This is a genomic window from Bacillus sp. ISL-75 (genome assembly GCF_018613095.1).
In genome coordinates, this window is the sequence record NZ_JAGGQX010000009.1 from 43,129 (window position 1) to 56,503 (window position 13,375).

At 36.7% G+C, this 13,375-nt stretch carries 11 protein-coding genes; all 11 read right to left on the reverse strand.

From position 1 onward, the window contains the following. Nucleotides 1-285 precede the first annotated feature (285 nt). The 11 genes from J7E63_RS02605 to J7E63_RS02655 all read right to left on the reverse strand — a co-directional run bounded on the left by J7E63_RS02605 (nt 286) and on the right by J7E63_RS02655 (nt 13,374). A complete protein-coding gene (locus J7E63_RS02605) occupies nt 286-1,047 on the reverse strand; it encodes a DeoR/GlpR family DNA-binding transcription regulator (RefSeq protein ID WP_215010165.1) in 762 nt (253 codons plus the stop codon). Nucleotides 1,048-1,224: 177 nt separating this feature from the next. Next, on the reverse strand, nt 1,225-2,478 hold the full coding sequence (gene rhaA / locus J7E63_RS02610) for an L-rhamnose isomerase (protein ID WP_215010166.1): 1,254 nt from the start codon (nt 2,476-2,478) through the stop codon (nt 1,225-1,227). Between the two features lie 20 nt (nt 2,479-2,498). Then, nucleotides 2,499-3,917, reverse strand: coding sequence for a rhamnulokinase (rhaB, locus tag J7E63_RS02615; protein WP_215010167.1), 1,419 nt, complete (start codon nt 3,915-3,917; stop codon nt 2,499-2,501). Nucleotides 3,918-4,296: 379 nt separating this feature from the next. Next, complete coding sequence (locus J7E63_RS02620; protein WP_215010168.1) at nt 4,297-5,289, reverse strand: sugar phosphate isomerase/epimerase family protein; 993 nt, start codon at nt 5,287-5,289, stop codon at nt 4,297-4,299. A gap of 89 nt (nt 5,290-5,378) precedes the next feature. Then, nucleotides 5,379-6,413 (reverse strand): autoinducer 2 ABC transporter substrate-binding protein, encoded by a 1,035-nt coding sequence (locus J7E63_RS02625; RefSeq protein WP_215010169.1) that lies wholly within the window; start codon nt 6,411-6,413, stop codon nt 5,379-5,381. Between the two features lie 62 nt (nt 6,414-6,475). Then, nucleotides 6,476-7,447, reverse strand: a complete 972-nt coding sequence (locus tag J7E63_RS02630; protein ID WP_215010170.1) for an ABC transporter permease — start codon at nt 7,445-7,447, stop codon at nt 6,476-6,478. A 16-nt stretch (nt 7,448-7,463) separates the two neighbouring features. Further along, entirely contained in the window at nt 7,464-8,447 is a 984-nt protein-coding gene (locus J7E63_RS02635; RefSeq protein ID WP_215010171.1) for an ABC transporter permease, read from the reverse strand. Then, nucleotides 8,444-9,982 (reverse strand): sugar ABC transporter ATP-binding protein, encoded by a 1,539-nt coding sequence (locus J7E63_RS02640; protein WP_483861480.1) that lies wholly within the window; start codon nt 9,980-9,982, stop codon nt 8,444-8,446. Before J7E63_RS02640 ends, J7E63_RS02635 begins: the two co-directional genes overlap by 4 nt. 44 nt (nt 9,983-10,026) lie before the next feature. Beyond that, the gene (gene rbsK, locus J7E63_RS02645; protein WP_215010173.1) at nt 10,027-10,989 is read right to left on the reverse strand and encodes a ribokinase; all 963 of its coding nucleotides are present in this window, start codon (nt 10,987-10,989) and stop codon (nt 10,027-10,029) included. Further along, the gene (rpe, locus tag J7E63_RS02650; RefSeq protein WP_215010174.1) at nt 10,977-11,684 is read right to left on the reverse strand and encodes a ribulose-phosphate 3-epimerase; all 708 of its coding nucleotides are present in this window, start codon (nt 11,682-11,684) and stop codon (nt 10,977-10,979) included. The genes rbsK and rpe overlap by 13 nt, the downstream gene beginning before the upstream one ends. Before the next feature lie 22 nt (nt 11,685-11,706). Next, entirely contained in the window at nt 11,707-13,374 is a 1,668-nt protein-coding gene (locus J7E63_RS02655) for a ribulokinase (RefSeq protein WP_215010175.1), read from the reverse strand. Between the last annotated feature and the right edge of the window lies 1 nt (nt 13,375).

The window sequence follows — 13,375 nt, forward strand, 5'->3', positions numbered from 1 at the left end:
AAATGAAAACCCTTTCCTACTGTAAATCCGACTAATTCCTTTCAAAATTCCGACTTTTTAAAAAAATTAAAATAACTCACAGAGACAAATCAAACAAGCCATACACGTTTTAATGTTTGGCTTGTTCTAGCCCTGTTTCAGCTTACATTTCATGTTCTTTCACGTAGGAAGTGATTCTAAGTAACCGTTCGATATGTTTCTGACTGGAGAGTTTATTTTCCTTTTCTGTCTCTTCTTTAAAATTTTTGAAATAAGTGTATAAAAAAACAGACCGGACCTGGCCTGCTAGTTGATAATTACTAACTTTATCTTTTTTTCTTCCAACTCGATTCTAGTTTCTTCATTTATATTTGAATCGGTAATAATGCAATCGATGTTAGAAACTGGTGAAATATGCGAAAAAGCACGAGTCCCAAATTTGCTGGAATCAACCATTAGAATGGTTTCATCGGCTATTTCCATCATCTGCTTTTTTAATAACGCTTGCAATTCATTAAAATCACTTAGCCCTTTATCAAGATGTACCCCTTTACAGGAAAGGAAGGCTTTGTTAACGTGATACATCGCAAGGGAGCGCTCAGCAAGTGGCCCAACATATGAAAGGGATTGTGACAATAACGTTCCTCCAGTGGAAATCACTTTTATTTGTTCCTTTTTACTAAGCTCGATGGCCACCTTTATTGAATTTGTAAGGACTGTGAGTGGCATATCCGGGAGCTCCTTAGCCACATACCATGCCGTTGTACTAGCATCTAACACAATTTGATCACCCGGCTCGATAGATCGAATCGCTTCTCTAGCAATCGCTTTCTTCTCGGCAGCGTTGGTGATTTCCCTTTCTAAATAAGAGGTCTCCCCTTGATCCTTTTCAATACTTACTGCACCCCCATGGCTGCGCATTAATAGATTTTCTTTTTCAAGCTTCTCAAGATCACGACGAATCGTTTCCTCTGTTACAGAGAACATCTTGCTAAGCTCAGTCACCCGGATACTTAAGCGTTCATTAACTATTTCCACAATCTTTTTTTGTCTCTCGGCTACAAGCACTTGTTCTACCCCTTCCCAACCCAATAACTATGTTTTATTTTTGTTTGTTTTGTTTTTTGTGTATTTTCGTTATAACTATAACACATTTTTTTGAAAAACAAACATCTCCACTAAAAAAAGAAGACTCAAAAAGGAAACTTTCAACCCCTTAATGAGTCTGCTTTTTCTTTATTTAACTTATCGTTTTAATAAAACTTCTTGCTCATACGCTTTTACTTCTTCTAACCAAGATTCTTTTACTGGTACACCCATTTTTTCACAGTAGTAATCCCAAACAGAACCAAATGGATAAGTTTTGAATTCTTCCATTAACGCTAATCTTTCGGTAAAGTTGCCTTCTTCTTGAAGTTGTTTTAAATACTCATTTGGTACTAACATTGCATAAAGTAAAGCCTTGATCATGTTACGTGTGCCGATTGTCCAAGCAGCAACACGATTGATACTTGCATCAAAGAAATCTAGTCCGATAATTACGCGGTTTAAGGCATCATTACGAACAATCTCAAGCGCGATTTCTTTTAGTTCATCATCTAGAATAACAACATGGTCACTATCCCAGCGAACAGGTCTTGAAACATGCAATGCGAGCTTTTCACTAAATAAAAGCATAGAAGATATTTTGTTTGATACTGTTTCTGTTGGATGGTAGTGACCAGTATCTAATAGACACAATTTATTGTTTTTCATGGCATAGTTTAGATAAAATTCATGAGAACCGACCACATATGATTCGGAGCCGATGCCAAAAACCTTGCTTTCTACCGCATCTAAGTTATAGTTCTCATCTGTTTCCACTGCAAAAATCTTATCTAATGATTCTTTTAATCTTTTTCTTGGAGTCAGGCGGTCACTTGGAATATCTTTGTAGCCATCTGGAATCCAAATGTTTGTTAAGGCAGGTGTCCCAAGCTCTCTTCCGAAATACTCAGCAATCTTTCGGCTGCTAATACAATGATTGATCCAGAATTCACGGATTTCTTTATTTGGATGTGATAGAGTTAGTCCATCAGATGCTTTTGGATGAGAGAAAAGTGTTGGGTTGTAATCTAAGCCAAGTCCATTTTCTTTTGCCCAATTCACCCAGTTTTCAAAATGCTTTGGTTCTAATTGATCTCTTTCAACTACTTCGCCATTTGTTTCAGCATAGATCGCATGTAAATTGACGCGGTGCTTACCAGGGATAAGTGATAGAGCCTTTTCTATGTCACTTCTTAGTTCTTCAGGTGTAGTTGCTTTCCCAGGATAGTCTCCCGTTATATCAATGCCGCCAGATAATTCGCTCTTGTTTACTTCAAATCCGCAAATATCATCACCTTGCCAGCAATGTATGGAAATTGGTACACTTTTCAACTTTTCTACTGCTTCATCAACATCGACTCCCCATTTAGCATAGGCTTGTTTGGCAAGTTCATAGTTTTCTTTGATTGACATGTTCATTCTTCCTTCCTGTTTTAGCTGATTACCTGCTGAGCAGGTACAAATTTTTTTACTTCGAATGAATCTTTGATAATAGAACGTGCTTCTTTTATGTCATCAATTTCCCCAAGAGCCATTAATTGTGCGGCGATGTTACCAATTGCTGTTGCTTCAACAGGTCCAGCATATACCACTTTACCCGTGACATCAGCAATATGCTGATTGAGCATTTCATTTTGACAGCCGCCGCCAATGACATTTATTTTTTCAAAGTTCTTTTCAAAGATTTCTTCAATTTCTGAAATAGCTTTCTGATAGCTTTCTGCTAAACTTTCAAATACACATTTTGCGACTTCACCAGGTGTAGCTGGTAACGGCTGCTTGGTTTCAATACAATAGTTCATGATTTCTTCAATCATGTTATCTGGCTTTAGGAATCGTTCATCGTTCACATTAACGATTGATTTGAAATCTTTCGCTTCTCTCGCTAAATCTACGAGCTTGTCGAAGGAATATTCATCATTGTAGTTTCGTTTTACTTCCTGGATCATCCAAAGACCCATGATATTTTTTAGAAAGCGGTATTGATAATCGATTCCGCCTTCATTGGTGAAATTATAGTCCAATGCTTTTGTAATACAAATTGGAAAATAATTTTCGGTTCCAATCAATGACCAAGTACCAGAACTGATGTAGATGGTATCATCCTGCTCCGGAACTGATATAACAGCAGAACCTGTATCATGTGTTGCTGGGAGAATGACCTTCATATCAAATCCAAGCTCTGAAACTAGTTCGTTAGTAAGTTTCCCCAGAACTGTTCCTGGTGTTCTAATCTCTTGGAACATCTCTTTATTAATTCCCATGACACCCAGTAGCTGCCCATCCCACTTCTTCGTAAATGCATTCACCAACTGGGTCGATGTAGCATTGGTGTATTCATTTGCTTTCTTTCCAGTTAGTAAATAGTTGAAATAATCAGGAATCATTAAAAATGATTTTGCTTTTTCTAAAATTTCAGGATTATTTTTTTTGATAGAATATAGTTGATAGATCGTATTAAACTTTTGGAACTGAATGCCTGTTTCCAAGTACATCCTTTCCTTGGAGAAAAGCTTGAAGACTTCTTCCATCATCCCATCAGTACGAGGATCACGATAAGAAACGGCCTCGGTTAAGAGCTCATTATTTTCATCCAATAACACAAAATCAACTGCCCACGTATCAATCCCGATACTATCTGGCTTAATGCCCAGTTCAGTACATTTTTTCAGTCCATCTTTAATTTCTTGAAAAAGTTTATCTGCTTCCCAGCAAAAAGAATTACCTTTTTTGACTATTTTGTTTTCAAAGCGATGGATTTCATCTAGCTTTAATAACCCATTTTCAAGATATCCTAAGATTAGTCTCCCACTGGAGGCACCGATATCTACGGCTATACTATATTTTTGCATTAATATCACCCTTCGATTGGAAACGTTTACTATTATCTCTAGGATACTAGAAATCTGCGATTTTCCTATAACTTGATTCGACCAATTTATTGTCCTTATTTGCCACCTATAACGCTATTAAAAGCTTGCAAACATAAAATCTGCAAGCTTTTTAATCTCATCATGCAGTCCAACACCAGTAAGGCAGCACTCCATGCAATTTAATCCAATATTTCAAATTTGGTACCACCTAAGATCTTATAGTATGATAGTTTTACAATTTAATAGTTCTCCTAATTTACTAAATATCTTGATTAGTATTTAAATGTCCAAAAATCAAAATAAAAATCTCAGCAAGCTACTCACTCCGCTGAGATTTTTTATACCGATTTAATCGGCTTTATAGCCCATATATTTTGATAGGGGGCTCCTCTGGGATCAAGAAGTTACTTTCCAGAAGTATATTTTCTCTCTTTCTAAAATAGGCAGCTGTTTGTGCAACTAAATGATCCAATTTCTTAGGATCAGGAATGGAGTTCATTGCCGGATATGGATCTCCTCCTGGACCCAGAGGTTCAGCTGTAATAAAACGGCCTTCCTGATTGTAACTAATTAAATATAGTGCCATTATAATAGTGTCTAAATCCAGAAAACCTTCACCTAAAGCACACCTGTTACTATCGGCTATGTGAAGATTTACAAGTTGTTCCCCCGCCTCTAGAATTGCTTCACCAATGTGAGTTTCTTCGGAGTGCATGTGATATACATCACCATTTATGTGATTAATTCCACTTCGATTTACTGCTTTAATATATTTTTTGGCATCAGATACTGTATGAATAAAACTTGTTTCAGCTGAACGTATTGGTTCAACAGCTGCCTTTATATTATATTCGTCAAAAAGGTGCCCAACAATTTGTAATGTCTGAACACTTCTTTCAAATTCAGACTCATCATAAGCTTCCGGCCTTCCCACTGCCCCGGGTACAACTAATAAATAATGTCCTCCTACTGCTTTTGTAAATTTTAATTCCCTTTTGATATAATCAATTGCGGCTTGTCTCTTGATAGGCAGATTACTGGAAAGGTCATTTTCCTTGGAGAACATTCCACAAATACCAGAAACATTCATATCGTATTTGTTCAGAATTTTTATTGTGTCTTCAATGTCATACCCAAGATCAGCACTATAATGATTTCCATGAAGTTCAATATAGTTTATTCCGTTTTCTTTTAATCTAGCAACTGAACTTTCCAGGGACTCAATTCCAAATCCCCAGTTGCTCCATGATAAATTCAATCTTCTTTTAAATCTTTCAGGATGCTCTTTTTTCATTTTAAAGAAAGCTTGTTTAATCTTTTCATTTATCAATTCATAGTTTTGTTTTTTCAAAGATTTATACTCCCTTACATATTATTAGGTTTCTCATGGTTAAATGTTGAATAAAACCCCTTCTCAAATCGAGAAGGGGTTATAACTTTTTAGAAATCAAATTTTCCTGCATTTTCTTTAGTGAAGTCAGATGGTGGTCCCATAATGACAGTTTTGCCATCTTTCCAAAGTTCAATTTTCCCAACATTAGTAACATCTTGTCCATCTGTTGGTTTTTTACCATTAACTAATTCTTTAGCAAGAGCTACTGTTAAGTAACCTAACTTGTCTGGCTCCCAAAGGATAGCTACATCTAAAGAACCGTCTTCAAGAAATGGCTTAGAATCTTTTGGTAGTGCAGTACCCACTACTGAAACTTTATCTTGCAGCCCTTTTTCTTGAATTGCCTGAGCAGCACCAATTGGGGCAATGGTTGAAAATGCCATAATACCTTTTAAATTAGGATATGATTTAATTAAATCAAGAGTCTTTTGGTAAGCGACTGGTTGTTTTTCATCAGTAGCAATTTTATCTGATACTAATTTAATGCCAGGGTAATTTTCCTCAAGTTCTTTCTTTGCTCCGTCAATCCAAGAATTTAAGTTAGCAGCTGAGAGACCACCAGTTAAAATAGCGATTTCACCTTTGTCAGTACCCATTTTTTCGATTAATGACTTTGCAATATGACGTCCATAAGCCTCATCATCGATTTGGTGAACAGATAATTCAACAACAGATTGGTCTGCTGGAGTATCCCAGTCCATTACTTTAATTCCAGCATCTTTTGCTTTCTTTAGAACCGGTGTTATAGCAGCAGGATCATTTGGTGCAACCGCAATGACATCCACCTTTTGGCTGATTAAATCTTCGATAACTTTAACTTGCTGTGCAGCATCTGGTTCAGTTGGACCAGTATAAATTACGTCAACACCTAAATCTTTTCCAGCTTGAATCGCACCTTTTTCAGAAGCATTGAAATAAGGGATACCAACAAGCTTTGGTACTACTGCAATTTTAAGTTTACCATTGCTGTCAGATTTTTTCTCTGCAGTGTTTTTGCTTTCTCCACTGTTTGTAGAGACACATCCTGCAAGAAGACCAAGCATTAATACAAATGAAAGAATTGTGCCTAAAACCTTTTTCATTATTGACTCCCTCTCTTGTTTAAAAATTTATGGTTAATCTGATAAATAATCAGAATGTACCCTTAAGCTGCGATTGTTTGTTGCTGTGCTTTTTTCTGGGACTTTTCATCTAATTTTGCTTTTACAAAGTTAATTATTAAAACAAGAATTAGAATAGCTCCCATGATAACTCCTACAATAGCACGAGGGACTTCGAGTAAATTCAAGCCGCTTGACAATACTTGGAAAATGATAACAGCATATACTGTTCCCATTACTTTTCCATATCCTCCTTGGATATCTGTACCTCCAAGCACGGCAGCCGAAATACTTTGTAAGAGATAAGAAGATCCCAGGTCTACCTTTGCCATGTTATATCTGGATGTCATAATGATGGATGCAACCGTTGCAAGTAAGGCAGAGTACAAATAAACTCCCATTAGAACTTTGTTGTTATTTACACCTGAAAACAATGTTGCAATTGGATTGCTTCCTACCATGTAAACACTTCTGCCCCATTTTGATTTATTCATTAGAACGGCAGTCAACACTGCGAAAATCACAAAAATCAGTAATGATAGAGGAACAATACCCATGTAATAACCGTTCCCAATCAAGCCATATACTTCGCTAAAACCAGAAATGGAATTTCCTTTTGTTATGGTTAAGATGACTCCTTCAAATAAAGTCATGGTACCAAGTGTAACAAGAATGGCAGAAACGCCAATTTTAGAAATAATAAACCCATTAATAAATCCACAAAGTAAACCCACAGCCAACCCCACAACAATCGATAGTAAAATAGAGTATCCATGACTTTGCATCAAGGCAATCGCTACACCAGACAATGCTGCTGAATAGGTAATGGAAAGATTAATCCCCCCAGTTACAATAACAACCATCATCGCCAACGCGATTAAGCCAAACTCTGGAATTTGAAACAGCATATTATTTATATTTTGTTGACTTAAAAACCCCGGGGCAATTAAGCTCATACCAATAATCAACACTAAAGCTATTAAACCTAGAACACTTTCTTTGGATAACGCTTTCAATATCCTCACCCCATCTTCATGCTTCTACTTCAATTTTTGCCAGTTTATCCTTTGACCTCTTATATTGAATTTGATCGAAAGTAACCGCTGCTAAAATAATCGCCCCAACAACAACCTTTTGCCAGAAAACATCAATATGTGCCAAGATTAACCCATTTTGCATAATACCTAGCAATAAAACACCTAAAAATGTTCCGAAAATAGTTCCACGGCCACCCATAATATTAGCTCCGCCAAGAACAACCGCGGCAATTACCTGCATCTCAAAACCTAGAAGTCCGTTAGGATCCACTGCTTTTGTATAGGATAATTGAGAAATTGCTGCTAAACCTGCTAGCAAACCCATAAAGCTATACACAAAAATTTGAACCTTATCAAAATTAATTCCGGCTCGTATAGAAGACTCTTTGTTGCCGCCAATCGCTAATACTTCCCGTCCAATCACTGTATATTTCAATAAATACCAAGTAACCACAGCAACAATAGCGAAAAGAATAATTAAAATAGAGATTCCAAAAACTTCAAAATTAGCAAACTTAACAAATATTTTTGGAAAACTAGTGCTATTTAGATACTCCCCATTGGTGATGTACAAAATAATCCCATTGATCACACTCATTGTACCTAGAGTCACAACAATTGCAGGTATTTGAATTTTTGAAACAAGGACTCCATTTAAAGCTCCCAGCAATACTCCTATTAACGGTGCAATCACAAACAACAAGACAATTGAAATAGGGCTGTCAGGTAAAAAGACTAGTATTTTACCAGTAAGAACAATGACTGCGGTGGTTACTGCTGCTACAGATACGTCAATTCCACCAGTGATAATGACAAGCGTCATTCCAACAGCTAAAATACCCAAGACAGCATTTCCTTTTAATATATCCGTAATATTTTCAAATGTTAAAAAGACAGGACTAATAGAAAAAAGAACAATGGATAGAATGGCGATAATAGCAACAATACTCATTTCTTTTGATTTAAGGATCGATTTCACACCGACACCCCACTTTCAAACATTACATTCTCTTTGTTTTTGCTTTTCTCGTTTTGTTTATTTCCTAGTAATGCGTAATTCATGATATTTTCTTGAGTTGCTTCCTCGATTGCTAATTCACCAGCGATTCTTCCGTGTCTCATCACTAAAATACGGTCACTCACTGCTAATACCTCAGGAAGTTCGGATGAAATCACAATAACTCCCATCCCTTCAGAAGCTAGCTTTCTTAAAAGTTTATGAATTTCCGTTTTTGCCCCAATATCAATCCCGTTGGTAGGCTCATCGATAATTAAAATTTTAGGTTTAGTAGATAACCATTTACCGATAACGACTTTTTGTTGATTCCCACCAGACATTTGACCTGTTTTCATATTTGGCAGTGCAGGGCGAACATCTAAAGTCTCAATATAGTGATTGGCCAATTCGATTTCTTTTTTTCGATTAATGAGGCCCAATGCATTTCGCAAGGTTTTTAAAACGGAAAGGGAAATATTATTAATGATGGATTGTTCTAATATTAAACCCTGTGTCTTCCTGCTTTCCGGAATATAGGCAATTCCCTTTTTTACTGCATCTTCAGATGACTTAATAGAAACACTCTCTCCATTAATTTTTACTTCACCAGTATAAGGTCTATTAATTCCGAAAATCGCTTGCGCAAGTTCAGTTCTGCCGGAACCTACAAGACCGGTTATGCCCAGGACTTCTCCTTGTTTTAATTCAAATGAGATATCTTTGAAATTACCATCCTTGGATAATCCTTTTACTTCAAAGATGGTTTGGCCGGTTTGGACACCGCCCTTATTTTTTTCATATAAAACTTGCCGTCCAACCATTAAATTAATTAATTTGTCTTCCGTTAAATCCTTAACTTCATAGGTTCCAACATACTTACCGTCACGCAAAACTGTGAAACGATCTGAAACGGTAAAAAGTTCTTTTAGCTTATGGCTAACAAATATTATCGAGATTCCTTTTTGTTTCAGATTATTAATGACTTTATATAATTTTTCTACTTCTCCAGCAGAAAGTGATGATGTAGGCTCGTCCATTACAATTAATTTCGCTTCAAATGCTAAAGCCCGTGCGATTTCGATTAATTGCTGCTGGGCAATACTTAGCTTCTCAACTGGTAATTTCAAATCAATTTGGACATCAAGTTCTTTTAATGCACGCTCAGCAATTTCCTCCATTTTATTCCAATTTATCTTTTTCAAGCTGTTACTATTACTATCACTACCTATATAAATATTTTCTGCAACAGAAAGGTTAGGGAATAAACTTAAATCTTGATAGATAATAGATATTCCTTTTAAAGTTGCATCAATTGGTTTCTTGATTTCAGCATTCTTACCTTCGAAATAAAATTCAACTCCAGGATCTGGAGAATATATACCAGCTAGTATTTTAATTAACGTTGATTTACCAGCTCCATTTTCACCTATCAAAGCATGTACCTCACCTGGTTTTACCTCGAGTCTTACATCCTCTAAAGCTTTGACCCCAGGGAATGTTTTACTTATATTTTTCATTTGCAACAAGTACTCTGACATTAAAATCCTCCTCCCTATTGGCTTTATTTTTGAGGCACTTGATTTTTCTCAAGTCTATAATAGGAAATATTTCTTTCATCACAGAACTTGTTTACTTCTTCAAGAGTAGGAATTCCCGCTTGTGCACCAATCTTGGTTACCTTTAAAGCCCCAACAATGGAAGCAAACTTTACAGCGGATACCAAATTCTGGCCTTCAGCAATAGCACATGCTAATGCACCTGCAAAGGAATCCCCTGCCCCAACAGTATCAACTGCTTTCACTGGGAAGGATGCAACATAATCTGACTGTCCATTCTGATAGACGAGTGACCCTTGATCAGCCATCTTGATGATGGCATTTTTTACTCCCATGGAATCAAAGTATTTTGCTGCTTTATAGGCGGTATCGACATCCGTCACATCAATACCTGTTAATTGTTTTGTTTCTTGCCGGTTTGGAGTAATTAAATCTGCATATTCTAGTGCGCGTACCGTTATTCCTTCTGCAGGAGCTGGGTCAAGTATGACATACATGCCTTTTTTCCTTGCCTGCTTCATTGACTCAATGACAACTTCTTCTGGAATCTCCATCTGAACGAGAAGAACTTTGCTATCCTCAATTTCGGAAAAAGCGTTTTCAATATCTTGTACAGTAAGAAAATCGTTTGCTCCTTTCATAACAAGCATTGTATTCTCTGCAGTGCTATCAATGGTAATGATGGCACATCCAGTGGAGCTTTCTTTTACACGCTTTACAAATGAAGTATTAACTTGATCCTTTTGCAGAGAGTTTAAAATAATATCACCATACAGATCTTGACCAATTGATCCAATCATATTTACAGTCTTGCCTAGCCTTGCACAAGCTGTTGCCTGGTTTGCTCCTTTTCCACCTGGCAAAACTTCCATTCTTTTGCCAAAGATGGTTTCTCCTCTGTTAGGATATCGGTTAGTAAGGGCTGTAAGGTCTATATTGATACTCCCAACTACGGTTATTTCCCCCATTTTCTTCCCTCACTCTCGTTCATTTCAATTTTTTGCTTTTCAATAAAATCTCTTAAATTGTTAACGCCTTCTTCAAAGGTTATCTCAGGTCGAAATAAACAGGACGTCCCTAAAACTAGCATATTGGCCCCATACTTTAATACGTCCGGGATTGTATGATATCCGATATTCCCATCCACCTGAATATCAAATTTGTATCCATTTTCATCAATCATTCGCTTTAATTCTTTTACCTTCTTCGTCATTAAAGGAACGAATTTTTGTCCAGCAAACCCTGGATTCACTGTCATAATCGTTACATAATCTATAACATCCAGAACGTATTCGATTTCCGTAAGAGGTGTGGATGGATTTAAGGCAACTCCTGCTTTCAGTCCATTATCACGAATCGTTTGCAATGTTCTTTGTAAATGCTGTGTAGCCTCTGCATGAACTGAAATCATATCTGCCCCAGCTTCAACAAAGAGGTTTAAATGGTCTTCCGGTTTTTCAATCATTAAATGTACATCAAAAGGCTTTTCTGTGTAATCTCTTATTCTACGAATTAAGTCAGGACCTAACGTAAAATTCGGAACAAATTTCCCATCCATTACGTCGAGGTGAAAAAAATCTATTCCTGCTTGATCTAAACGGATTACCTCATCTTTAAGGTTTCCCATATCCGCACACATCAGTGAAGGGCCAAGTAACGCCATCTTTATCCACCGCCTAATTGTTTTATTTACTGTTTCTTTGTATTTCTAATAACGATTTCATTACAGGTGCTTCTTTTCCAAAATAATTATAGAGTGCTGCATAATTGGTAAATAATTTATCGTATGTACGACTATTTTCAGAAATGGGATTAAAAACTTCGCTTTCGTAGTGGACCATGTGATCTATTGCTGACTCAACCGAATCCCATCCACCACTTTCTGTACCTGCTGCAGTTGCAGCTAATATCGCTGATCCCATTGCACTTGCATGTGGTGCTGTTACAACATGAACCTCTTTACCTGTAATATCAGCAAAAATTTGCATTAATAGTTTGTTTTTTTCAGCTAAGCCGCCACCAGCATAAAGCTTGTAGATATTGATATCGTTTTCAATAAAAGCATCGATAATTTTTCGTGTTCCAAATGCCAAGGATTCCATTAATGCCCTGTATATATGTTCAGGTTTCGTTTGCAATGTAATTCCTAATAATGTTCCAGTGAGATTTGAATCTTTTAGGACAGATCGGTTTCCATTCCACCAATCTAGGGCGACAACTCCACTTTCACCTATTTTTAAGCTCGCTGCTTTTTCTTCCATTAATTTGTATATTGATATACCCCGATGATCTGCTTCCTCTTGATATTCTTTCGGAATACAATTTCTCATAAACCAAACAAATGTATCTCCACCAGCACTTTGTCCAGCTTCGTAGGCATAAAATCCAGGAATAATTCCGTCTTTAACAACCCCACCGATTCCTGGGACAAAAACTTCTTTTGGATCGATACACATATGGCATATTGAAGTTCCCATTGCCATGACCATGGATCCTGGTTCACTGATTCCAGCTCCTAATACTGCTGCATGTGCATCAATAATCCCCACTGCCACTACGACATTCTCGGTTAGGTTTAGCTCATCAGCATATTCTTTCGTTAAATGACCTGCTCTTGATCCGATTGAATAAATATCGTTGGACAATTTTTCTTCCACAACGTTTTCCAAATGAGGATGTAGAATTTTTAAATAATCTTTGTTCGGATAGCCACTTTCTTTACACCATGTCCCTTTATAACCAGCCATACAAGAGCTTCTCTTTTCTTCACCAGTGAGCTGAAATACAATCCAGTCACCAGCCTCAATGAATTTATCCGTCGCATCGTATATTTCTGGCGCTTCATTTAACACCTGCAAAATTTTTGGGAACATCCACTCTTCGGAAATTTCTCCACCATATCTTTTTACAAAATTTTCATTTCTTTTGTATGCGATTTCATTTATATGTAAAGATTCTTTATGTGCCGCATGGTGTTTCCAAAGTTTCACCCAGCTATGTGGGTTTTTTTTGTATTCCTCATAAAAACAAAGAGGATTACCACTTTTTTTGATTGGCATTACTGTACTAGCAGTAAAATCTATTCCGATCCCGATTACATCTTCTCTTGAAACCTTTGATTCTATTAAACATTGATGAATTGTTTCTTTTAAACAGTATAAATAATCGCCTGGATGCTGTAAGGCCCACTCCTTTTGTAATCGTTCATTTGTACCAGGTAAAAAACTAGTTATTACTCCGTGAGGGTACGCACTTACTGATGAAGCAATGATTTCACCATTAGTCGTATTTACTAATACTGCTCTTGCAGATTCTGTTCCAAAGTCAACTCCAAAAACAAACTTGTTGTTCATG